Here is a 23570-nt window from a genome sequence, read left to right as displayed (position 1 = left end):
CGCTCCATTGTCAGATAATTCGAGCAGAAAATGCCGATGTTTGCGAGCAGAGGCGCTTATGTTGGCAAGCCGCTACACATATTTATTTCGTTTGGCCTTAGCGCCAACCTGTCAGAGGATCTCGTTGCCCATGATCCAGAGCCACCTTTGACCTTCCCTTGCGGTCGTAGAATAAAAGTCATCGATCCTTGCACCATTCACGGCAGGTTGGGAGTAACCAGCACGACGGTTGGAAAGTATGTCCGGTAACGTCCGACATCTCGTGTCAAAAGTGGAATTTTTTGTACTGCAGCATGTGCACCAATGAAAAAATCGGGCAGCACACCAGTTCGCGAGCCGCCTGCCCTTCGATATCGGGTAAAGACTTTGCCTGCCAGAAAAAGTGCCTCTCTGGGAAAAGATGTAATTTGAAGACCGGCCGTTTCAATAAATTGGTCCAGTTCCTCTATTCGCTCGTAACGAACTGAAAGTTCTGCGTAGATCACATCATTAATAAGCAATGGCCCCGTCAAACTTGCGGTTTCGAGTTGTCCAATCGACCATTCCGCCCACTGTGGATCATCTGTCACAAGATCCAGAAGAACATTTGTGTCAACGAGCGTCACTTTTCACCGCGTGTCAGCGCCATAATTGCATCTGTATCGAGCCCCTTGCCAGCGTGACCACGCAGCTTCTGGAAGCGATTTAATGTTTTTGGCGCATCAGCCTTAACAAGAAATACGTTTCCATCAGAAGTTCGATGAAAATCCACTCTGGTCCCAGGCCTGATCCCAAGCAATTCACGAACTGCTTTTGGGATCGTGACCTGGCCCTTCGATGTCACTGTCGTTGTCATTGCCGCACCTATGTAATACCAGATTTTGATAAGGTAATACCATCGTGGTGCGATTTCAAGCGCCATGTAAACCACGCAACTTCTTGCATAGTCTCTGAATCCGCACACAATCCGTGAAAATCGTAATGCGTGGAAGCGCAGGGCCGCTCCACATTCCAGGTCGAAAGGTAACGACCCTGATCTATTCAAGCAGATAGCCAAGGGACCGATATCCTGTGCGACGTTTTGCTGCCATAGGCTCGCAGACGTTCTGACCGACCAAGATGTCGAGACGCTTCGCCATCTGGTCAATGAAGGCAGGGGAAAAACACCCTGCGTGCCCTGACTTCGGACCTGGCCTATCTCGAGGCATGGGCTTTTGCCGCAACCTGTGGTCCCCTCCCCTTGGGGGGTCCGTGTTACCGGCGTGCAAACGCCAGGGTGCGTCTGCAAAAGCCAGTAAGCTCCTGATCGTTGATGACGGCTGTTTGCCAAGCCGCGTTGCTATCGTGGTGGAAACGATTACCGTAGTCTTTAAGCGCTTCCAGTTCTGTGATGTCGGCCTGTGATAAAATCTCATCTGCAGTTCCAACGCGCTGCCGGCAAAGTCCCAGGAAGGGACCGAGCAAAGTCTCCGGGGGATAGTGCGCTGGGAAGGCGACACGCATGAAAGCCTCCAGGATCGGGCGTAGTGCTTGCGCCGCCTCGCGTTCGGTCTGCGGGCTGCCGTTTGCAATATAGTCGCTGACGAGGGCATGCCTACGGTCATGTTCGGTGACCGCGTCCTGCGTCACGTCCCAGGCGGACAGGGTTGATCCGGCACCCTGCCGGGCGATCCGGATGGCAGTACGGCTTGCAGCCCGGTCGGCGCCATTCCAGACACCAAGAAGGAACGGCTTGGAGTGCGAAAGCACGATCATCTGGCTGACGCGATCGTGGAGCGCCCGCATTTCGTGGACGGTGGTCAAGGAGCGGTGCTCATCGAGGCTCGTCATGGGGTCGTCGATCACGACGATCTTGTCGGCGAGCGACGGGTCGCGATCGAGCGAAGCAAAGAAGAACGCGAGCGCCAGCGTGTTACGATCGCCGGCACTCAGGGTGTTGCGGAAAGACGGGCCGGTTCCCGTCAGTGCGACCGAGGCGTTGTTTATCACAACGTTATAATTGGCCGACGAACCACTACGGCTGTTGACCGAAGCAACAGCGCCGATGCGGAACCCCGCATTGAATCGTTGGAGGTAGACGTTGATGGCCGTCTGGTAGGCCGGAAAGACTCTCTGGCGATACTGGTCGAGCGCATCACGGGCATTGTCGCGCAGCGTCTCTGTTGCGGTTTTAGCCTGCTTTTCGGCCAGATAGGCCGTGCAGAGATCCGTCGCAGGTTGTGTATGGCGTGTTCGCACTAGAACAAGCCGCTGCAAGTCGGCCGTGAGGGCTGCAAGGTTGGCGCCCGCCGCACGCTCCTTGACGATGGCGATATTTGCGTTGGCGGCCTGCAGGCCTCCGGAGAGCGCCTCGATATCGCGACGCGCGGCTTCATAGGCATCGATCGCAGCCTGCGCCTCAGCCGAAAGCGCCGACGGCTCAAGCGGGGAAGCCTGCTTGCTCCGCAGCGCAGCCACAACAGCGGTGCGCGCCGCGTTCCAGACGCGGGCAATTGCCGCTGTATCAACCCCGATCGCAGGGACGTCCTGTGTAAAGCGCGTCCAGAACTCGCTGGTCTGCGCGGCGGTGCGGATACCGCGCTCGAATGCGGCCGGGATGTCGCCGGCATGGGCGGTGTTGACGCCCGATATCGCGGTAGCGATGTCCGTCTTTAGCGTCTGATATTCGGCGCTGAAATACGCCTGGTAATGAGCAATGAGCGGCGAACCTCTTAGATCTTGGGCACAAAACGGACAGACCTCGTGATCTTCACCGGCCGAAGCCGGTCCGATGCGGCTCATCCCCTGGTTGACCCAAGCTTCGCCGCCCTGGCCGAGCACGCCGAAATGCGCCTGAACCTGGGCGGCGGCAGCGGCTTCCAGAGCGGGCAGATTCCGCGCGAGCAGGCTGTTGATCGCAACCGCGTCGAATGCCGGCAGGCTCACGAGCTGGAACGCGTCCTGGCGCTGGACCGCGTCGGCAGCCCGCGCAGCAGCCAATTGACGTTCCGCCTCTTCAATCTTGCCGTCCACCCGCGCATCGGCCTGGAGTGCACAGAACGCATCGGCCGTCAGCGCCCCGCGCATGGCTGCAGGAATGGCGTCGGTCCGTTCCTTCAGCGTCCGGTTATGCTGTTCTATCGCGGCGATATGCTGAAGCACCGTCGCATTGAGCTGTACCCCCTGCCCGCCGAGGATTAGTTCATGCAGGTTCTGGCGATGGGCCGTTTCGATCTCGATGCCGGAGCAGACATTTTGCGCCACAAAGGCATCGTCGAAGACCGCAATATGCGGAAGCGGCTGGCTCCAGGCACCGTTTTGAAACATGTGAGGTGCCATGCCCTGCCGGGCCACGATGATATGTGGCGGATGTTGCGCTCCGAGGCGCTGTCGCTCGCTGACTAGATCCGCATCACCCGAGCTGAGCGACCGAAGGATGGTTGCCAGCGTCGTCTTGCCTCGGCCATTCTCCGCGTATATGAGCGTCAGCTTGCCGAACGGCAGCTGCGTTCCCGTGGCGACATTGTCAAACTGCCCGACATTGCGCAAAAGTTGAATTCGATCGACCGTCATATCCCCCCCGAAGTTGCATGCAATGTGCGCCACTCACGTAGTTTATTTCAAGCAAAATCGCTTGCTTAGTCTGCATTACATTGAAGCTCGCAGTGTCGCTATCAAGCAGCACGCTATTTGCAAGCGCGTTGTGGCCGAGTTCTTGAGCTTTTTTTCGCTGAGCGGATGTCAAGGCTTTCCAGATCCGATGCACATTGCGCGATGGCATCGCGCCGAGATCCGTGACGTTGCTTGCTTTGCCGAAGCGCACCTTAAAAAACGACGGATCATGATCCATGGCGTTAGCTGTTGCTGTTCTTGACTATTCGTCTGCATTTAACTTTGTGACGTTTCGCTCCCAGACAAAACCAATCTCAGTAATTTTTGTCCGCCGACAAAAGTAGGAAAATATTACTTTAAATCAATATGATAACGGACCGGAGCGTGAGCTATAGACCCCGCGAAGGCGTTAACTTATTATTAACTTTAAATTTGTTGCAGATCCCTAAGAATCGGACATAATAACGGTTAGTTTGGCCATTCTGTCCAAAAATCGTTTTTATGGAAATCAATGGGTAATGAACGAGATCTCGCTCAAAAAGCCGAAAGCCACGCTTAAATTCGAAAAACACATCCTCGATCAAGGGGATCAAATTTCGAAGAAGTTGCATTTGCTCAGCGTTCAGAACTTCCCAGATTCTGGAAAAAAGACACTTCGTTCATTCTCTCTTGCAGAAGCATCACAATATATAGGTGTAAGCCAGAGTCACCTTAAGAAACTTCATTTGGAAGGCAAAGGCCCCGCTCCTGAAACTTCGCCGTCGGGTCGGCGATCGTACACCGCTGAGCAGATGCATGACATTCGCCAGTATCTTGATCAAAACGGTCGATCGGAAACACGTAATTACGTCCCGCACAGAAAGCCAGGCGAACATCTTCAGGTCATAGCGGTCGTTAACTTCAAAGGCGGCTCTGGGAAAACTACAACTACCGCCCATCTGGCCCAACATCTGGCTCTTACTGGTCATCGCGTCTTGGCAATCGACCTCGATCCTCAAGCCTCGCTTTCGTCACTGCACGGGTTTCAACCGGAGTTGGATCAGGTCCCTTCAATCTATGACGCGATCCGATATGATGAGGAGCAAAAGCCGCTCTCTGAAATTATTCAGAACACCAACTTTCCTGGACTGGACATCGTTCCTGCAAATTTGGAATTGCAGGAATTCGAATATGATACCCCCCTCGCAATGAGTGACCGCAATTCGAATGCTGGTAAATCATTCTTTACCCGCATCTCGAAAGCCCTCGAAGAAGTTGACGATCAATACGACATCGTCGTCATTGATTGCCCTCCACAGCTTGGCTACCTGACTATAACGGCGCTCACGTCAGCCACGGCAGTTCTTATCACGATACATCCCCAGATGCTGGATGTGATGTCGATGGGCCAGTTCCTCCTGATGCTTGGCAATATTCTCGAGCCTATCCGCGCTGCCGGCGCAGAGGTAAATCTGGAATGGTATCGCTACCTTGTAACAAGATACGAGCCAACAGATCAGCCACAGGCTCAGATGGTGGCTTTTTTGCAGACATTGTTTGGCGAGTTTATCCTCAAGAACCAGATGGTCAAATCAACCGCTGTCTCAGATGCAGGGATCACAAAGCAAACGCTCTATGAGGTCGAAAAAAGCACGATGACACGTTCCACCTATGAACGTGCAATTGAATCATTAGATGCCGTCAATGGCGAAATTGAAGGCCTTATCCACGAATCTTGGGGCAGATGAGTTTGTCTGCTGACAAATTCAGCATTTATGATTGCAAATTCAGTGAGATAAGCGATTACGGAGATTGAAATGGCTAGGAAAAATCTTCTGGCGGGACTTACGGAGTCAACCGAAGAGCCAGCGACGTCCAATTATCGGATCGGTGGCGCATCCAAATCCATGATCCGTTCTGTTAATGAGCTTGCACGTCAAGCTGACGCTTTCCTTGAAGGCGAGCAAGTCGTCGACCTCGATCCAAATGTTATAGACAGTTCTTTTGTATCTGATCGTCTTGGTACTGATGGTGAAGAATATCAGCAGCTTCTTCAAGCTATCCAGGAACGGGGACAGGACAGCCCTATACTCGTTCGTCCTCATCCAAGCATAGATGGTCGTTTTATGATCGTCTTTGGTCATCGTCGTGTAAAGGTAGCCCGCGAGCTCGGACGCAATGTTCGAGCAGTTGTAAAGGCACTTGACGACAAAACACATATTATCGCGCAAGGACAAGAGAATTCGGCTCGAGCAAATCTCAGTTTCATTGAGAAAGCTCTTTTCGCAAAAAATCTTGAGACACTCGGATATGACCGTGAAACAATCTCCTCCGCACTAGCAGCTAATGCGGCAGCGGTTTCCAAGATGATTTCCGTAACGTCCCGTATTTCGCCGCAACTCGTCAACATTATAGGATCAGCTCCTGGGGTAGGGCGCGAACGCTGGCTTGAACTAAGCCTTCTAGTCGAACGTAAGGCCGCTGCAATTTCCGAAATCGTAACTTCAGACGATTTTGGTTCAATAGATAGCGACGAGCGTTTCAATCGGGTCTTCACTGCGGCGAATGCCAAAGGCAAGCCGGTCAAAAAGGAACGAACCACACCAACGGCAAAGTCGTGGGGATCTAGCGAATTTGCCATTACGATGAGTCAAAAGCCGAAACAGGTCGATTTCTCTTTCAAAAGCGAGAAAGCTAGACCGTTCGGCGATTGGTTATCCGAGCGACTTGAAATCCTCTTTGAGGAATTCAAGCAATCAGAAACCAAGAATGGAGATTGAGCCGCAAAAGAAAAAGGCCCCCAAACGTTGCCGTCGTGGAAGCCCTTCTCGATGTTTTAGCAGACTGAGAATCGCATTTCCCCGAATCGGTGTCAAGAGTCATAAGCGTCATTTTGGCGGGTGGATTTCTTTTGCCTTTTGAAAGGTGAGAGGGAATGCAAATTCTGGGAACTGTCACGTCCGTGTTTCGCGGGCGAAGGAATAGTTTCGCCCAAAATCCTGAACTGCAGAATAAGCAGGGCAGGGGGGTAAACAGATGGGTGATTTACAAACAGCTCTGTGTGGCCAAGTCAGCACTCGATCTCAATGATCGCTGCCTTGCTGTGCTCAGTTCGCTTTTGTCATTTCTCCCTGACGACGACATGAATGAGAAAACCGGCCTCGTCGTTTTTCCATCCAATCGCCAACTATCGCTGCGTGCCCACGGCATGCCTGAATCAACGCTACGCCGTCACCTGGCTTCATTGGTTGAGGCCGGGATCATTGCGCGCAAAGATAGCCCAACCCGCAAGCGTTATGCGCATAAGGACAGGGAAGGGGGCGTTGAACTTGCCTTCGGCTTTTCCTTTGCGCCCTTGCTTGATCGCGCATCTGAGATTGCCGGTATCGCAGATAAAATCCTTGCGGAGCAAAAAGCCTTGAAACGGCTTCGCGATGAAGTGTCCGTCATGCGCAGAGAGATCGCTTCGGCTTTTTCAGAAAACGCGGATGGGTCCGGTGACTTTATTGAGGGTCTTGAAGGGCTATTTGTTCGCTTCCGTGACGTTGTAGACGCTATTCCTCGCCGAGCATCCCTCGATGAGCTGATGATTATCAAAGCCAATCTGACAGCCATATACGATGAATTGGTTATCGCTTTGAAAAACATGGCAATTGTTCCAGAAATGAGCGGCAGCGTCGCTCAATTTGAGCGGCAGCATAATGAATCCCTGCCAGAATCCCTCTTTGAATCTCAAAATAACAAAAAGATTGATTTGAAGGCGTCTTCTTCGGAAACGACGGTTCCTGAGAGCCTCGAAGACGAGAACCGCATTCGGGTTTCACCTTCCATTTCGCTCGATCAAGTGCTGCGAACATGTCCGGATATTCGCGAATATGGAGCGCACGGCATCAGCACATGGCGAGAGCTTCAAGATGCTTCACAGATCGTTTCCGGCTTCCTTGGCATTAGCAAGTCTGCCTATCGCGAAGCACTAAGCTTCATGGGAGTAGAAGCGGCATCGACGGCCATTGCCTGTATCCTGCAGAAGCTGGCGACCATCAGTTCACCAGGCGGTTATTTGCGATCTCTTGCCCAAAAGGCGAGGGCAGGGGGCTTCTCCATCAGCCAGCTTTTGTTTTCTGGGATGAAAGGTAATGGAAGTCTGGCATCGGCAGGATCGCAATGAATTCCGACACACAGGGACAGTCATTGAACAACAACAATCCTTGAAGTGTCACGCTTGGTGTTATATATATAGTCAGGCTAGATGACGGTGCAGATTCTGAAGAACGCCTGGTTCGAGCGGTTTGCTCGAAAGCAGAGGATTACGGACGTCGCCTTGATAGAAGCGGTGCGTCGTGCCGAGCGCGGTCAGATAGACGCCGATCTTGGTGGCGGTGTCATTAAGCAACGAGTCGCCCGGGCAGGACAGGGAAAGTCGGGTGGGTTTCGCACGATCATTCTATATAGGTAGGAGCGGCGGGCATTTTTCGTGTTCGGCTTTGCAAAGAATGAGCAGGCCAACATTGATGACGATGAAGAAGTTCAATTCAAGAAGATGGCAAAGGAACTTCTTGCGTTATCAAAAGAGCAAATGGAGCTGCTGATCGAGAGAGGACGTTTTTCGGAGGTTGACGATGGTGAAGAAATATAAGAGCGAAGCAATGGCGGCCATCCACGAAACTATGGAGGGCCTGTTTGAAGTCGGCGCGATCGACAAGCAGACTATGCGAGAATTTGATGATGTCTGCCTGACCGCGATTGAGCCGCTTACCCCGGAAGAGATCCGCTCCATCCGGGAGCGTGAACATATATCGCAGCCCGTCTTTGCTCGTTATCTCAATGTGAGCAAGGGTCTGGTGTCAGATTGGGAGCGTGGAGTGAAGAAGCCCGGAGGGCCGGCACTACGGTTATTGACGGTTGTTCAGAAAAAAGGGCTAGAAGCGATTGCCTGATTGCGAAAAAGCAATCAGACGGGCGGGCCAATTTATGATCGTTTATTCCGTGAACACCACCAGGACGCCGGATTTGACGATTCTTGCGAGTTCTTCTGCATCCCAGTTTGTAAGACGCACGCAGCCATGGCTCGATGTTTTGCCGATGCGTGAAGGGTCAGGCGTGCCATGAATACCGTAAGTGGGTTTGGAAAGCGCAATCCATACCGTACCGACGGGACCGTTTGGCCCAGGCGGAATGGTCAGAACGCCTTCATTGGCTCCCTGTTTGAAGTTGATCCTGGGATTGTATGTATAATTGGGATTGATCGCTATTCGTTTGACCTGAACCGTGCCCGAAGGAGAAGGAGTGTCCGAAGAGCCGATCGTTGACGGGTAGGCTACCTTCAGCTTTCCATCTGAACCATAGCCCCGAACCTGTTTGCGACCTTTATCTGCTATGATATGGGCAATCGGCGTGCGTTTGGCTTTGCCGAGATTGGGAACTTTGATGATCGAGCCTGGTTGATTGAAATTCACCCCTGGATTGATCTCTTTGAGGAAACCCTCATCGATTTGAAACCGCTCGGCAAGCATTTCCGTGACTGAGGTATAAGCTATTGCTGGCAATTGGGCTTTCAAAGCGTAGTCAGCGGGGATTTCTGCAACAAACTGCCTGCCAACATCTTCATTTGTGATGAGGTAATCCTTGAAAGCTGGTCCGCCGGTATTCTCCAGTTCGGTCTGAACCGCTGCGGGATCGGCTGGATTGATAAATCTACCCGTGATTTCGCCAAAAGCCGCAGCAGCCTTGTCGACATTGCTGCCGGAACGCCCATCGATTGCGCCGGGCGACGCGCCAGCCCTGTTCAACATGATCTGATAGGCTGCAATCTGTTCTTTGGAATCAACGCCTCTTGGCATTTCTATCGCGGGTGCCATGTCGTCGGCGGTTGGAACATAAGTCGATGAAGTTTCCTGACGAGTTGGTTGTGTGCGATTGATGCTGCCAGTGGTCATCTGGTCCAGTTCGGCTTTGATCGGTGCAGTTGACCCCACTAATGCGGGCGGTCGGATATCTTTTACCTGCAAAAGCAGTCCATTGATCGAGCGGTCAATTGAGGAAGACGGCATAAAATGGCGTCGGTGCTGGTCGAAAGATTGCCGCACTATCCCATGTTCAAAAAATAGCTTCGCTGCGTTGCCCGAACTGACAAGCACGCCGGAAATTACAACAATCCTCAACGTGAATTTAGATAAAAGTGCGAAGTGCGACTATTCAATTGCTGTGATCCGTAATCCGAAGCCGCTATTTTTGCTCGACTTGCGCTATGAGGGCGCCAGCCTGCTTGGAATATCGACCGATACCGTACGCGCAAAGGCTCAAGCCGCAGGTAGACGATTAAGTCAGGAAATCTACGACCAAACCGAATTCGACGGCATCATTTATATGTCTCGCATTACAAACAAGGAATGCGTCGCTGTTTACGACAGGGCAGTCCACCTCAATCTCGAGACCGACGCCCCAGCCTTAAACTTGACGAGGTTATCAAGCTTGACCGATATTTTTGAGAAGTTGTTCGTCACTTTAATCGTAGAACCATAACATCCGACATTCAAACCGGCCAGACGCCCCAGCGATTTAGGCAGTTGCCGTCCCCCGCAATTCTGAAAACTGAAGTGGTAAGCGGCTATGCTGCCGTCAGCGGTAGTTGGTTCGAATAAAATACATGAAGTTGTGACGGCTGTTACGTTGTTCCATGGAACGGGCAATCTCGACTGCGATGGCGTTGAATTCAGGTTATGAGTTTGGCATCGACCTGGCTCTGCAGGTTGGAGAGTGTTCTAACCACGGGGAGCAGATCACGCAGCAAGCTATGCGGAAGATTTGCCAAGAGTTTCGCAAGTTCCACGCGTTCTTTGGCTTCCTCCTCACTATTGCCCCACAAATGAGGCGCTGCTTCATAAAGCATATCGATGGGTATAACGCCGAGCACTTCGCAGATATGAATCATGCGAGTGACATGAAGCTTTGAAAATGCCCGTTCATATCGGCCATAAACCGGTGTCGAAAGCCCTATTAGAGGGGCAAAGTCGGCTTGTTTGAGGCGCGCCTGTTCACGCGCTTCGCGGAGGTACTTCGCAAGCCGATGATCGATTTCTTCAAACGTACTTATCCCGTTAAAACCAGGACGCCTAAAGATTGGCTTATCGATTTCAGGATCATTGGTTTTTTCCAAGGAATGCTCGTTTGAGTAATCTAGTGACTCACTTTTCACTTTCAACTCCCTCGTTTTCAGCGCCATCACGGTGATCGCTAAGAGATGCTCCGTTATAATAGCATTTCAGAAAAGTGATTTATTCTTCTTTTCATATCAATCTTCATGGCCGGGAGCGACGTCTTTTCCGCCTCTAATGCGAAAACAGGTGTAGACGGTTCAGTGTTCAAACTGACGTTTACCGTCGTGTGCAAGTTCCATCCAAACCACCCGACAATCGTGATATTCTGCGGTTCGCTGACCCGCGTGAGCGAAGCCTACATTTTTCAAGCAGATTGGGCTGGACACCGTGTCCATATTATTGCGAGAAGTTCATGAATCTTCGTATCTTGGTGCGCTGACGACGGCTAGGCAATTCGCTAAAGTCGTAGCGGAAGTTCCGAACATCCCACAACTCAGCTAAAGTTGGCCAATCTTTCAAAAATCGCAGTACCCTATGGGCCGCGATTAAATTAAAAGGAAAGATTCCGACGGACGAATGGCCGCAATTCAGACGTAAAACTTCAGGTCTACGAGCACCTTTTTCTAACACATCAACTACCCGATCCGAAAGATTTGGACATACGATCGTATCGTCTTTTCCTAACACAAACATTATATTCAGGTGAGGTCGTGTTAGCCTTGAAAGATGATTTTCAAGATCGATTAGACCCCAAGCGCTTTTCAATTCGTCTAAAGACATTGCTGGCTCGATACGGCTACGCAGCCCTCTTAAAGTTTCCGCAGTCCATACCAGTTCGGCGGGTTTAGCTGGCGATACCATCAGGACTGCCTTACGCACTTTTTCTTCGTGCGCAGCGATGAGACCTGCAACCAAGCCACCTATACACATCCCTACCACGGAGATTTTATAGTATCCCTGCTTACCGAGCCAACGTACAAGTTTGCGGCCATCCAGAACCGCCTGGCGCATCGAACGGATGGTAAGGTTTATATCGGCATTCAAAAGCTTTTCTTCGGAGAAGTCGTCAGAACCACGCCTGAAGTGATACGGAAGGGTAGCCTCGACAACGGTGATACCCCTGGCTGCGAAAAATTTTGCGAATGCGGAATAACGATTGCGTGCGTACCAATGATGAAAGACAACGATAGCGTGTTCTTTCGTTCCGCTGTCAGTTATCTCGCATTCAAATATATTATTCTCTTCCTCTTCAGTCGTGATGTCAGATTGGAAAACAACCTGGTCTGTGCTTTCGCTTAGTGGTTCAGGCGGCAAAATAGGAGAGAAAAATGCCTGCGCGTTGAAATTTTCATCGAGCTCTAACTCTATGCTGTCGACGCTTTTTGCTTCTTTCTTGTGAACTGCGAATGTCAATGAGCTATCATACTTAAACTTTATAGACCTGTGTTCGATGAGCTTTTGACGTTGTAATGATTTTATAATGTGCTTGCGATCATGTCTGCGTGCTAAATAGCGAAACATATGTTCCTCCTGTTATCACAGCGTTAAATGGATCGACCTTTTTGCCGATAATGATTTAGTCAAAATAATCATGCTTTTAACTCTCGCTGCGCGCCTCTCTTCCAAGGGGTCGTGAACCGCTCAGTGACCGTCATACAGTCCTCTGAATTCAGCATCGGCATAATATGCGATCTTGTTGGCGACGATCGGCCGTTGGCCTGCGAGGAAGAGCAGTTCGAGATGTGGCTGAAGATTGCGGACCTCATCGGGGGTGAGCAAGGCACGCGCTGTATGGTGTTGGGCGTGAGAAATACCAGACTGTTGTGAATCGAGTGCCCGGCTCATGGTCTGGAAAACCACGGTTTCCTGTCCGAGCAAATCGGAGACGAATTGGGCGCTGTCGTGATCGTTGACACCGAAGACTTGCAGGACGCCAGCATTCGATAGAAAGGTGCCAGCGCGCTTTCCGTAGGTGGCGCGAAGCTGGTGAATGTCCTGCAGGATGGGCCAGAGCTGGACACCGTAGCCTGCCATAAGCCCCATTGCGCGTTCCACCGGTGCCAGGTGGCCAAGGGCTGCGAACTCATCCAACAGATAGAGAACCGGGGTAACCGGTTTGGCTTGATCCCGGGCCATGTCGGTCAGGCTTTGCGCGACGAGCAAGCGCAGCCAGCGAGAGTAGGTGGCGAGCCGATCGGGGGGAAGGACGAGAAACACCGAGATATTGCGGTGCTTGAGATCAGCAAAGCGAAAATCAGATCTGGCGAGGATCGTAGCCATGCGTGGACTGTCGAGAAAATGGGTATGACGCTGCGCGGCGGAAAGTACGCCAGCACCTTCCCGATCGGATTTACCAAAATGGCGGTTTGCGGCGCGGGCAATCAAACCAGCTGACGCTGTTGAGGCCTGCATTTCTTTCAGGAGGGCTACGAAAGCTTCAGGGGGGAGGGTGAGATAGTCTCGCAGGGTGGCGAGGTTTCGCCTGTCGCGCGGCTCGCTGGCGACAATATGAAGGATCAAACCGGCAATGAGTGCTTTCGCTTCCTCATTCCAGTGCGCATCCCCACTCATGCCCGGTTCATCGAATACGAGGGCGTCGGCTAGCGTGGTTGCATCTTCTGCGACATCGAGCCCTGTGGGATCGAGATTGTCGAGTGGATTGAAGGCAGCGGAGGGCTGACCGGTAACACCGAAGGGATCGAGGACATGAACGGGGCCAAATTGCTGTCGGGCGCGGACGGTGACCTTGGCGTTTTCGCCCTTTGGATCGATACAGATTACAGATCGATCGGTGATGAGCAGGTTCGGGATAATTGTTCCCACGCCCTTACCGGTACGCGTCGGTGCCATTGTGAGCAGATGGGCCGGGCCTTCATAGCGAAGCAGTTTTGCGGACTTCGGGTCGCGGCCGATGAGCAGACCGGAATCGGTGCGGGTGCGGGCAGCGGTTTCCTTATCGGTGGCGAAGCGGGCAGACCCGTGGGTTTCGCCGTCAGGATCCCCGAAATGATTAATTAGCGGATTGGTGATGAGGCGGAACAAGAGGAGAAGTACGAATGCTGTAAAGGCAGTATTTCCCACATACCAGAGCGTATCACCGCGGTCGATATTGAGAGAACGCATCGCATATTCCAGGATGAAAGCGAACACAAAAACGACAACGAAATAGAAGATGCCTACCTGAAAGATCGTTCTTCCAAAACGGAATGGAACAGAAAGAAGGGAAACCAATGCCCACAGCGGATCTCGCGCAGCAGCACGCAGCATGTTCCTGAACGCTGCGCATGCAAGTGTCGCCTGATTCATTAACCCGCTCCTTCGTTGCTTGCACGGTTGGACGTTTTCCCGATCAGATCAGCAAACAGTACCCTGTCGGCTTCGCGCGTCAGAAACACGGGCAGCTCATTCTTCAGCCATTCTTTCAGGCGTTGGGAAAGTTCCTCATCGTTTCCGCTTTCAACGCGATGCAGCACTAGCGCGCCAAGCAGCACCTTTCGGCGTGTATCGTTGGCGCGCTCCTGTTTCGATAGTCTGGCTTTCAAAGCGGAACGCTGCGCATCCAGCTGGGCCAGACGTTCTTCGATGGATTTGCGTGCCACACTTCTACTCCCTTAGAATCTCATTGAGCTTGGAATAGTTTCCCTTACTACGGCTTTCGCCAACTTCATGTAGCGGCAATGGCTACGAACTTACGGCAGAAAGTGTGGATCATCGGCTGTGGCGGCATTTCATGCCGTGTACTGGTCGCCGGAAAGATGATCCTGAGAATCTCATTATTACTTTGAAAACTGTCGCCATAACGTTGTCAACCGCCTGCGTGCATCCAGCTGGGATATCCGAGCTCACAGATACACGTCCCTCAGCCGTTTGAATGCGGATCTCTCATTGGTGTATTCGGTCATTTAAAACCGCCCTCATTGTTGCGAGGTTTTGATCTGAGCAGCGACGTTCACCCTGCTTCATCGCCAATCCAAAACTTCTTCGGTCATTGCAGCCAGGATTAACTTCAGTTTTAAAGCATCGATGCTGCTGCAGGTTATCACCGAGAGTTGAGAGAGCAAAGCGAATGAAAAATTAAGGGCGCACTTACGAGTTGCTTCGCAACTCAGAGCGGTTTAAGCTCATTTCATGGACAGATTTATTTGTTTGGGGCTGAGGATAGTTGTGTGGCGATCTATCATCTGAGTATGAAGCCGATTTCCCGATCCAGGGGACGAAGTGCTGTTGCTGCCAGCGCCTATCGCTCGGCGTCAAAGCTGACGAATGGGCGTGATGGAATTACGCATGATTACACCAACAAAAGCGGCGTGGAACATGCCGAGATCGTCTTACCGGAAGGTGTCGATGCGGAATGGGCGCGGGATCGTTCAGCCTTATGGAATGCAGCCGAGCTTTGCGAAAAGCGCAAGGATGCACGTGTCGCACGCGAGTTTGAAATTGCATTGCCGCATGAACTGACTGCGGATCAACGGCTTGAGGCAACGCGGATCTTCGCCCATGAGCTTGCCGATCGTTATGGTACAGCAATCGACTTCGCCATTCATGCGCCGCAAGACGACAGCGACATTCGAAACCACCATGCGCATATAATGATGACAACACGGCAGGTGAGAGGGGATGGTCTCGCTGACAAGAACCTTCTCGAGCGTGAAAACAAATGGCTTCTGTCTGCGGATCAGCCAACCACGGATATGCAGCTTCGTGATCTTCGCATGCGATGGGAGGGGATTGCGAATGAAAGCCTTGCGCGGGCCGGACATGATATTCGCATTGATCATCGTTCGCATCTGGAGCGGGGTCTTGAGATTGCGCCGACGGAGCATATGGGGGTTCATGCGACGCAGATGGAGCGGCGTGGTCTGGTCGTGTCGCGGTCGCGGCTGGATGAAGATACTGCGCGGCGCAATTCGGAGCTGATCCGCGAGAAGCCGGAACAGGTTCTTGAAATCATCACGGGAGAGAAAAGCGTCTTTGACCGGCGTGACGTTGCGCGAGCGCTGCATCGCTACATCAACGATGACATTGGAGAGTTCCAGAGCGCCTTTGCCAAGGTGATGGCGTCATCGGCCCTTGTTGAACTACAGGCGGAAAGCCATGATCCGGTGACGGGTGAACTCGAGTTAGCGCGTTATTCGACGCGCGGAATGGTCGAGATCGAATCCGGTATGATCGAATGCGCGCAGCGGATGCACGCGTCGCACAGCCACGGGCTGAGCGATCATCATGGTGTCGATCGCAAGCATGTCGAACAAGCGATCGGGCGTCAGGATGCTGCGATCCGAACAAGCGTTTCCAGCGATACCGCTGACAAGGTCGAGCTGGGTGAGTTAGATCGCGGAGAGCGCGATCGGCTTATCAACGCGGCGCGTCTTTCCGATGAACAGCGGCGAGCGATTGAGCATATCACTGGGCGGGAGCGCATTGCTGCGGTTATCGGTTATGCGGGTGCTGGCAAGAGCACGATGCTGGCGGCGGCACGTGAGGCATGGGAGGCAGAAGGCTACAGGGTTCACGGTGCAGCCTTGTCGGGCAAGGCAGCCGAGGGCCTGGAGGAGAGTTCTGGAATTCAGAGCCGCACCCTGGCATCGTGGGACATGAGTTGGCAGAACGACCGTCGCACGCTCAATCGCGGTGATGTGTTTGTGATCGACGAAGCAGGCATGGTGGGAAGCCGGCAGCTCGCCCGGTTCGTTGATGAGGCCGAGGCACGCGGTGCGAAGATCGTCCTTGTCGGCGATCATGAGCAGCTACAGGCAATCGGGGCCGGCGCACCATTCCGGGCGATCACCGAGGAAATCGGTCATGCCGAGCTTTCCCAGATACGCAGGCAGCGTATTGACTGGCAGCGGGACGCTTCGGTTGCCTTCGCCACGCACCGAACGGCTGAGGGTCTGAGCGCCTATCGGGATCGCGGCGATATCAGCTTTGCCGAGACGGGCGAGGATGCGCGCGGTCAGATCGTGCGTGATTACCTTGCCGACGCGCAAGAGCGTCCGGACGGCACCCGGATTGCGATGGCGCATCGCCGGGCCGATGTTCGCGCCATCAATGACGCGATCAGAGCTGAGCTACGGGCCCGGGACAACGTGCCGGGCGACAGCCGGGGGCTGTCCGAGGGCGAGCTGGCGCGTGGCGCCCTCGGGGAGGGGCTGGTCTTCCAGACCAATGACGGCAAACGCGAGTTCGCCCCGGGCGACCGCATCGTGTTCCTTGAGAACAATCGCGACCTTGGCGTAAAAAACGGGATGTTGGGCACCGTCGAACATGTCGAGGTCGGACGACCGGGTGCTGGACCCAGGATCGTCGCGCAGCTCGACGGGCCGAGCGGTGTGGAAGGGCGCAGCGTCAGCGTGCCGATGGACGACTATCAGGCGGTCGACCACGGCTATGCGACGACAATCCACAAAAATCAAGGCGCAACCGTGGATCGCGCCTATGTTCTGGCATCGAGAACGATGGACCGGCATCTAACCTACGTCGCCATGACCCGGCATCGCGACGGAGTGCAGCTCTATGTGAGCCAGGACGAGTTCAGCAAATCGGAACCTGGCCGGCAGGTCGGTCAAACGTTGGCTGCGGGTCGTCTGGTCGACCATGGGGCCGCACCGTTCAACCACAAGGAAGGCAATAGTCAGAGCTATTTCGTGACGCTTGAAAACGATCAAGGTGAGCAGCGCACGCTATGGGGCGTAGATCTTGAGCGCGCCATGAAGGCTTCGAAACAGGCACCGCAGATTGGGGACAAGATCGGCCTGCAACATGTCGGTTCGGAGCCGGTTCGCCTTCCAGACGGAACGGAGACGCACCGGAACGCTTGGAAGGTTCAAGATGCGCGCGATCTTGCTTATGAGCAGCTTAAAAATCAGCTGTCACGGTCGGGCGTGAAGGAAACGACACTCGACTATACCCGCGACTTTGCCGCGCGCCAATTTGCCGAGCGGCGGGGGATCGCAGAGCAAATGGGGATCGTAAGCGAGATCGAGATCCCGGCGGAGCGCGCCGGGCTACGTGCGGAGCGGGAATCAACGGCCGCGGATAACGTCGGTGTTCGACAACAGCGCCGCAATTCGTTCGAGGGCCTGAAACTCGGGCGCGGCGCGGCGGCCGAGCGGTTGCAGCAGGATCGCACCGGTGAGAGTGGCTCGCCGGTCGAGCAGAAACGGCCGCAGCAAGCCGAGAAACAGCGCGGTGGTATGTTCTCTGACCTCAGGCTCAATGCGCGTTCTGGGCCGTCCAAGCAGCGGGAAGAACTGCCGGGAAGGGAGAAGAGCTTGCAGTCGGTGCCAGTACAAAACCGCCCCGATACTGACAGATTGGCCGAGCGGTCGCGACGTCAGTCGCCGCTTGAGGCGGCCGTTGACCGCTATGTGCGGGCCTATCAGTCGCTCGATCAGCACCAACGTGATGGCCTGCCGGTTCTTGACATGCAGCGGCAGGAGATGCACGCGGCCGGCCAGCAGCTCGACCAGGTGCGCGCGGGGACAGAAGAATTGATGGTTTCGACACTGCAACATGATCCGCAGACGGCGCGCGCCATTACCGAGCTTACCGGTCGGGAGCGTGTCGCCCATGTCATCAAGGGCATGAAGCGTGAAAACGCCGCACTGCAAGACCCCAATGTCAGGGCCGAGCGGTTCGTGAACCGCTGGCAGGAGCTGGACGGTCAGCACCAGACGCTTCGCGGCTGGCAGCACGACGAGGCGCGGGGCAAGGTCGAAAGCCAGATGAGCAGCCTCGCCAAGAACCTTGAACGCGATCCTCAGGCGGAATCCATCGTGCGTCATCGCAGCAAGGAGCTTGGAATCGGACAGGAGCTTGATCGCGATCAAAGCATTGCCCGTGTGCTGCAGAGGCAGGTAACACGCGGCCAGCGGATTGATCGGGGCTCTGGCATAGAAATGTAAGGCAGGGAGAACATGACGGAACTCGACGACAACAGAGACGGCATTGGCCTCGCGACGCGTGAAGAAGATTCAGGCGATCCGGCGGCAGCCTTCGATGCGCTTCGACGCACGATCGAAACGCAGGGTGCACAAATTGGGGCGGAAATGACCGTGATGCGTCGCGGCATCGAAGCTGCTTTCGACCAGCTCGAGAAGATCGAGCCTCAAGCCGATTACAAGCCCCAGCTCGCACAACTTGTAAAGGCGCTCGATCACGTTTCAGAGCGTCTGAACGGCGTCGAACAATCCCCCATTCTTCGGCAGGGCGCGCAGCACTATGCAGGGGTTCTCGAGCGCAGCGGCGAGGCTTTGGTGAGGAACGCCGCGCAGCAGCTCGAACGACAGGCTTCTGACCTTGAACGCGCCAGTCGTAATCTTTCAGCGTGCGTCTCGGAAGCGCGCGAGCGCGGTAGACAAAACAAGTGGGTCATTAGCGCGGCGGCGTTCGGTATCATCACCGGTGTCCTGGCGACGTTGTTTATGCCACGCATACTGCCTGGAACGGTTGATATGGCTGTTGCCTCCGTGGTCATGAACAATGACCGTTGGAAAGCCGGGATAGCCCTCATGGAATCGGGAAGTTCCGGGGGGTGGCGTAGCATTGTCGAAGCGAGTGAACTTGTGCGAGCCAACCGGCAGGCGCTTAGTGCATGTGCCGAGGCTGCCGCCAACGCAAAGAAGGATCAGAGGTGCACGATTACCGTGTCAGCGCCTGCACAGTGAACAACAGCTAGCCTCCGGCCGTCCCGCTCTTGTCACAGGTGGCCAAAGGGACGGCCGGGGGCAGGCTTGAGGCGATGAGGCTTTGAGTACTAGAGGAAGTCTTAATCACTCAAACAGTTCGGTGTGGGGTGCCAGCGCGCACGAAAATCACGCTGTTGCCTTCGACGTGATATACCAAGAGGAAATCACCGCTGATAAGACATTCGCGATGGTCGGCGCAATCCCCCTTTCAGGGCGTGGTCAAGCCGTTCCGAGCCTAGCGGCTCGTCGTTCGCTATCAGGAGCAACGCAGCCACACATTGCCCGTCCGGTTTTCCGAGACGGGCTTTTTATAAACGGTCTTTCAATCGACCATTGCAATGATGTACTGTCATGCGCTCGTGGCTGCTGAGTAGTGCTTGACGATCAGCGAACCTATATCGTTGTCAAAAAAGCTCACGTAAACTGAGCGCGAAATCGGGCCATGGCAATCACGCTAATGGTGGTCTTGGGGCATGAAGTATATACAGGAAATATCGCGGAGGCGGCTGCCCGCAACCATTCGCGCGGAGTATGACAGGGATAGACACGATGCGCGTCTGCCAGTCCTGCGTACAATCACGCTGCTTCTTGCGCTGTTTTACTTCTCCTACACGGCAGTGGACGCCTGGTTTCTGCCGGATATCGCGTGGCGGACGTTCATCCTTCGCTTCTCGATTGTCGGTCCTTTGACGATATTGCTTCTGCGATTTTATCGGCAACCTGTTTCAATTCGCCTGAAAGAAGGCGCCAGTGTTTTGGTAGTATGTATTGCCACGGTTGTCTGGTGTGTGGCAATTGGCGGAACGGCAAGTCCGGTCGTGTTGAACTATTTTTATGCAGCACTCGTTTTCCAGATGGTGGTCACGATTGTTCTGACACCACCCCTGGAATATGGCGTAGCAGCGTCTGCAGTCGTAACGACGAGTGTCTATATAACCATTTGGTTTCTGCCAGATGCGACGACCGATTACGTGCTTTTCCATCTGGCCGTAGGTGTACCAACAGTCGTTCTGACGCTGATCGCAAATTATAGATTCTCTACTGAAGCGGTCCGGCTCTATCTGCAGAACAAGGATCTGGACCGCCTGCATGGGCAATTGCTCAAGCAGCATGGTGAACTCGAACTGGTATCACAGTCGGATCCCCTGACAGGTTTGACCAACCGTCGTAGCCTGGATGCCGAAATACATCGCTTGACTGCGGCCTCGAACGGCACCGGGGTTCCGGTGACGGTTTTGCTTCTCGATATAGATCATTTCAAGGAATACAATGACTGTTTCGGTCATCTGGCGGGCGACGAATGTCTCAAACTAGTCGCCGATGCTTTGAAAAAGCTCGTTTCGGATGATGATTTGGCGTGCCGGTTCGGAGGAGAGGAATTTTTAATTCTGCGGCCGGGAGTGGCTCCCGCCGCATCTATCCGCACATTTGCAGAGGAAGTACGGGAGGCGGTCGAGGCATTGTCAATACGTCATCCTTTGGCCGGTAGAGATGGTATGGCCGTAACGGTCAGTATTGGAGCTTCAGCCGATATTGTGACAAGCGAGGAAACATTCTTGCAACTGATAGCGCAGGCCGATGAGGCGCTTTACACCGCCAAACGGCATGGCAGAAATATTTCCCTGCTCCATCGGTCGATACGGTAATGCAAGTGTCATGAGCCGGGGAGCGCTGCCGATGGACAATCACAGTTTCAGCACTATCTGGCAGGATCGTTTTCCAACCGACAACACAAAGGCCGACAGCCATTTCAGCACGTGACTGGTCGGCGATTTCAAGCCGACAGACAGCAGCTTCTGCACCCTGGCCGGAAACTATGTTTAATCGGAGCGATGCAGCTTTCTTAACGGATAACACCAAAGAAAACCCCGACCTGCTAGGCAGCTAGTCGGGGCTGCGCACCATTGGAAAGCGGGGGCTTAGGTTGGTGCACATCACCATTTTAACCATCAGAAAATAAAAATAACCCCCGGTGAGGTTTCGCGATCACCGGGGCTTCGCTTTGATGAAGTTGTCTTACCTGAACCGCACCGGGTTTGCCGGAGGCTCCAACTTCTGAGAGAGTGGAGCCGATATGAGCAAGACAACGAACAAGTTTTCACCCGAAGTCCGCCAACGCGCCGTCCGTATGGTGCTGGATCACGAGGCAGAGCACCCGTCGCGGTGGGCGGCCATTTCATTTATTGCGGGCAAGATCGGTTGCTCGCCAGCCACGCTGCATGAATGGGTGAAGAAGACCGAGGTCGACAGCGGCAAACGAGCAGGCTTGCCGAGCGACGCGGCCGAGAAGATGAAAGCTCTTGAGCGGGAGAACCGCGAGCTTCGTCAGGCCAACGAGATTTTGCGCAAGGCGTCTGCTTATTTCGCGATGGCGGAGCTTGTCTTATGAGATTCAGGGCTCCTGAGGCAAAAGGGAGCCGCTGCCCAGTACCGCAAACTGCGGGGCAGCGGCGGGGGTGGCGTCGTGCGGAGCTTGGTCTTGAAGGACCGCGGTCGAGTTTGACGAGCCCCCGTCTTTTCTAACGACCTGAACGGATACGTGGGCTGCGGGCCCGAACGACAAGCATAGGTAGGAAGAAAAGATGGCCAAGGATACCATCGGCATCGACGTGTCGAAGGACCGTCTTGACGCATTCTGGCATTCCCGGACAGAGGCATGTTGCCTGCCCAATACGCCCGAGGGTTTCGGGCAATTGTGCGACTGGCTGGGAAAGGAGGAAGACGTTCTCATCGTCTTCGAGGCGACTGGTGCCTATCATCGGGGGCTGGAGTGACATCTGAGTCTGGCGGGGCTGCCCTTCATCAAGGTTAACCCAAAGCAGGCGCGGCGCTTTGCGCAAGCTATTGGGCGATTGGCAAAAACCGATAGCGTCGACGCCAGAATGCTGGCACGCATGGGCGTTGTGCTTGAGCTGAAGCCCCAAGTCGTCGAGGGCGAGGATGTTCATGATCTCCGAGAGTTGCTAACTGCCCGCCGCGCTTTGGTCAAAGATCAGATGACCGCGAAGACGCGGCTTGCTACTGCACGGAACCCGCTCGTGCGAGAAAAGCTTGGCCGCCGCATTGAGGACATCGGTGCCGATATCCAGGCGCTTGATGAGGTCATTGCGCAGATCGCCAGGCAGCGAGGCACCCTTGAAGAACGCATCCGCCGTTTGATGACCATTCCGGGGATTGGTCGACTGACCGCGACCACTATGCTGATCGACATGCCGGAGCTTGGGCACCTCGAGGGCAAGAAGATCACCGCTCTCGCCGGACTTGCGCCAATGACGCAGCAATCTGGAAAGTGGCAGGGCAAGGAGCGGATCACCGGGGACGGTCATCCATTCGGCGCGCGATCTACATGCCCGCACTTGTCGCCATCCGTTTCAACCGGGACCTCCACGTCAAGTATCAGCAGTTTCTAAAGGCCGGCAAAGCGAAGAAAGTCGCCATTACCTCCATCATCCGGCGCATCATCGTCCTTGCAAACACTTTGCTGCGTGAGAGGCGAGATTGGCTGCCTGATCGCCCTTGACCAAGACGGATACTCGACCGCCCCTTCAAACGATGATCTCGCAGATGGTGCGTATGACGGTCAGTAATCCTATTAGAAAATCAGACAGCACAGCGCGTCAGCAAAGATTGTCATTCCACCGCGCCCGCAATCTATCGTCAAAGACATTCATGGTCCGCCGACACAGCGTGAAGCGCATGTGAACTCCATTGCAACAGATGGTCGTATGCGATGGCAAACAGACAATGATTACGGAAAACGTTCTTTGGTTGAAACCACCATGAGCCGTTACAAGCAAAACGGCGGTCATCGTTTGAACGCGCGTTCATTCATCAATCAGCAGGCGGAAGCTTCACGCCGTTGCAGCATTCTCAATCGGAAGCTGGCATGTGCCCGCCCGGATTCCGTTCGCGTCAAACAAACAACAGCATAGAACCAACGTCAAAGATCGAAGTGCGTCTAGAGAGTGATCGCTGCACCAAAGCTCCTTAACAACCGTGCGGAAAATTCCCATCTGCCGCTGCGAAAACGAGAACGAGTGATGCAGGGCTTCCGATCCGTCGGCAGTCTGCAACAATTTGTCCCCGTGTTTTCAGCGGTTAGAAATGATTTCGTCCCGTCGCATCAAAAACACTCCGCCCTTGCCACCCACATTCATCGAATCCGCGCCATGGCGCACTGGAAGGCCGTGACCGGCGCAACTGCCTGAGTTTAACTGAAAGCGCTTCGTCCGGCCTC

The 23570-nt window shown here is 54.1% G+C and carries 19 protein-coding genes and 6 pseudogenes; 15 read left to right on the top strand and 10 right to left on the bottom strand.

Features of this window, described 5'->3' with window-relative positions; all coding sequences use genetic code 11:
* Window positions 1-197 precede the first annotated feature (197 nt).
* Both FG152_RS25870 and FG152_RS25865 read right to left on the bottom strand, forming a co-directional pair.
* Window positions 198-605 carry a type II toxin-antitoxin system VapC family toxin gene (locus tag FG152_RS25870; protein WP_094515334.1) on the bottom strand — a complete coding sequence of 136 codons (408 nt, stop codon included), beginning with the start codon at window positions 603-605 and terminating at the stop codon, window positions 198-200.
* Window positions 602-835: an AbrB/MazE/SpoVT family DNA-binding domain-containing protein gene (locus FG152_RS25865; RefSeq protein WP_094515408.1), complete on the bottom strand. Its 234-nt coding sequence runs from the start codon at window positions 833-835 to the stop codon at window positions 602-604. Before FG152_RS25865 ends, FG152_RS25870 begins: the two co-directional genes overlap by 4 nt.
* Before the next feature lie 235 nt (window positions 836-1070).
* Between FG152_RS25865 and FG152_RS25860 the strand changes: the two are divergent.
* Window positions 1071-1231: pseudogene (locus tag FG152_RS25860) on the top strand (integrase); the annotation flags it as partial.
* Between the two features lie 2 nt (window positions 1232-1233).
* Here FG152_RS25860 and FG152_RS25855 read toward each other — a convergent pair.
* Window positions 1234-3531 carry an AAA family ATPase gene (locus FG152_RS25855; RefSeq protein WP_094574563.1) on the bottom strand — a complete coding sequence of 766 codons (2298 nt, stop codon included), beginning with the start codon at window positions 3529-3531 and terminating at the stop codon, window positions 1234-1236.
* Window positions 3485-3808 carry a hypothetical protein gene (locus tag FG152_RS25850; protein ID WP_094544332.1) on the bottom strand — a complete coding sequence of 108 codons (324 nt, stop codon included), beginning with the start codon at window positions 3806-3808 and terminating at the stop codon, window positions 3485-3487. The genes FG152_RS25855 and FG152_RS25850 overlap by 47 nt, the downstream gene beginning before the upstream one ends.
* A gap of 280 nt (window positions 3809-4088) precedes the next feature.
* Here FG152_RS25850 and repA point away from each other — a divergent pair, with 280 nt between their 5' ends.
* The 5 genes and pseudogenes from repA (at window position 4089) to FG152_RS25825 (ending at window position 8486) form a co-directional block, all read left to right on the top strand.
* Window positions 4089-5297 (top strand): plasmid partitioning protein RepA, encoded by a 1209-nt coding sequence (gene repA / locus FG152_RS25845; protein ID WP_094515336.1) that lies wholly within the window; start codon window positions 4089-4091, stop codon window positions 5295-5297.
* A 69-nt stretch (window positions 5298-5366) separates the two neighbouring features.
* Complete coding sequence (gene repB / locus FG152_RS25840; protein WP_094574567.1) at window positions 5367-6329, top strand: plasmid partitioning protein RepB; 963 nt, start codon at window positions 5367-5369, stop codon at window positions 6327-6329.
* Window positions 6330-6484: 155 nt separating this feature from the next.
* A complete protein-coding gene (gene repC / locus FG152_RS25835; RefSeq protein WP_259030760.1) occupies window positions 6485-7717 on the top strand; it encodes a plasmid replication protein RepC in 1233 nt (410 codons plus the stop codon).
* 81 nt (window positions 7718-7798) lie between these two features.
* Window positions 7799-8185 (top strand): annotated as a pseudogene (locus FG152_RS25830) (type II toxin-antitoxin system RelE/ParE family toxin).
* Window positions 8169-8486, top strand: a complete 318-nt coding sequence (locus tag FG152_RS25825; RefSeq protein WP_094515339.1) for a helix-turn-helix domain-containing protein — start codon at window positions 8169-8171, stop codon at window positions 8484-8486. The pseudogene FG152_RS25830 and the gene FG152_RS25825 overlap by 17 nt, the downstream one beginning before the upstream one ends.
* A 42-nt stretch (window positions 8487-8528) precedes the next feature.
* On the opposite strand, the pseudogene FG152_RS25820 reads toward FG152_RS25825, so the two are convergent.
* Window positions 8529-9425, bottom strand: a pseudogene (locus tag FG152_RS25820) (L,D-transpeptidase); the annotation flags it as partial.
* A gap of 52 nt (window positions 9426-9477) precedes the next feature.
* On the opposite strand from FG152_RS25820, the gene FG152_RS25815 reads away from it, so the two are divergent.
* A complete protein-coding gene (locus tag FG152_RS25815) occupies window positions 9478-10071 on the top strand; it encodes a hypothetical protein (protein ID WP_259030761.1) in 594 nt (197 codons plus the stop codon).
* A gap of 190 nt (window positions 10072-10261) precedes the next feature.
* On the opposite strand, the gene FG152_RS25810 is transcribed toward FG152_RS25815, so the two are convergent.
* The 4 genes from FG152_RS25810 to FG152_RS25795 all read right to left on the bottom strand — a co-directional run bounded on the left by FG152_RS25810 (window position 10262) and on the right by FG152_RS25795 (window position 14245).
* Window positions 10262-10771, bottom strand: a complete 510-nt coding sequence (locus tag FG152_RS25810; RefSeq protein WP_094515344.1) for a helix-turn-helix domain-containing protein — start codon at window positions 10769-10771, stop codon at window positions 10262-10264.
* A gap of 271 nt (window positions 10772-11042) precedes the next feature.
* Window positions 11043-12167 carry an alpha/beta hydrolase family protein gene (locus FG152_RS25805; protein WP_094515345.1) on the bottom strand — a complete coding sequence of 375 codons (1125 nt, stop codon included), beginning with the start codon at window positions 12165-12167 and terminating at the stop codon, window positions 11043-11045.
* Between the two features lie 120 nt (window positions 12168-12287).
* Window positions 12288-13952: a type IV secretory system conjugative DNA transfer family protein gene (locus tag FG152_RS25800; RefSeq protein WP_094544330.1), complete on the bottom strand. Its 1665-nt coding sequence runs from the start codon at window positions 13950-13952 to the stop codon at window positions 12288-12290.
* Window positions 13952-14245: a mobilization protein gene (locus FG152_RS25795; RefSeq protein ID WP_094515347.1), complete on the bottom strand. Its 294-nt coding sequence runs from the start codon at window positions 14243-14245 to the stop codon at window positions 13952-13954. The genes FG152_RS25800 and FG152_RS25795 overlap by 1 nt, the downstream gene beginning before the upstream one ends.
* Before the next feature lie 567 nt (window positions 14246-14812).
* Between FG152_RS25795 and traA the strand changes: the two genes are divergently transcribed.
* Window positions 14813-18550, top strand: a complete 3738-nt coding sequence (traA, locus tag FG152_RS25790) for a Ti-type conjugative transfer relaxase TraA (protein WP_437260614.1) — start codon at window positions 14813-14815, stop codon at window positions 18548-18550.
* A 12-nt stretch (window positions 18551-18562) separates the two neighbouring features.
* On the top strand, window positions 18563-19312 hold the full coding sequence (locus FG152_RS25785; RefSeq protein ID WP_259030763.1) for a DUF6118 family protein: 750 nt from the start codon (window positions 18563-18565) through the stop codon (window positions 19310-19312).
* A gap of 109 nt (window positions 19313-19421) precedes the next feature.
* Here the strand turns inward: FG152_RS25785 and FG152_RS25780 are convergent.
* Window positions 19422-19529, bottom strand: a pseudogene (locus FG152_RS25780) (hypothetical protein); the annotation flags it as partial.
* A 421-nt stretch (window positions 19530-19950) separates the two neighbouring features.
* On the opposite strand from FG152_RS25780, the gene FG152_RS25775 reads away from it, so the two are divergent.
* The 6 genes and pseudogenes from FG152_RS25775 to FG152_RS25750 all read left to right on the top strand — a co-directional run.
* Complete coding sequence (locus FG152_RS25775; RefSeq protein WP_498989192.1) at window positions 19951-20979, top strand: GGDEF domain-containing protein; 1029 nt, start codon at window positions 19951-19953, stop codon at window positions 20977-20979.
* Between the two features lie 428 nt (window positions 20980-21407).
* Window positions 21408-21698 (top strand): annotated as a pseudogene (locus tag FG152_RS25770) (transposase); the annotation flags it as partial.
* 217 nt (window positions 21699-21915) lie between these two features.
* Window positions 21916-22107 (top strand): hypothetical protein, encoded by a 192-nt coding sequence (locus tag FG152_RS25765; RefSeq protein WP_259030765.1) that lies wholly within the window; start codon window positions 21916-21918, stop codon window positions 22105-22107.
* A gap of 3 nt (window positions 22108-22110) precedes the next feature.
* Complete coding sequence (locus tag FG152_RS25760; protein ID WP_416418959.1) at window positions 22111-22743, top strand: transposase; 633 nt, start codon at window positions 22111-22113, stop codon at window positions 22741-22743.
* A gap of 288 nt (window positions 22744-23031) precedes the next feature.
* Entirely contained in the window at window positions 23032-23265 is a 234-nt protein-coding gene (locus tag FG152_RS25755) for a hypothetical protein (RefSeq protein ID WP_259030766.1), read from the top strand.
* A 48-nt stretch (window positions 23266-23313) separates the two neighbouring features.
* A pseudogene (locus FG152_RS25750) lies at window positions 23314-23541 on the top strand (DDE-type integrase/transposase/recombinase); the annotation flags it as partial.
* Between the last annotated feature and the right edge of the window lie 29 nt (window positions 23542-23570).

The sequence above is a fragment of the Ochrobactrum sp. XJ1 genome, from assembly GCF_024701725.1.
Taxonomy (GTDB): Bacteria; Pseudomonadota; Alphaproteobacteria; order Rhizobiales; family Rhizobiaceae; genus Brucella; species Brucella anthropi.
This window is presented reverse-complemented; position numbering and strand designations above follow the sequence as displayed.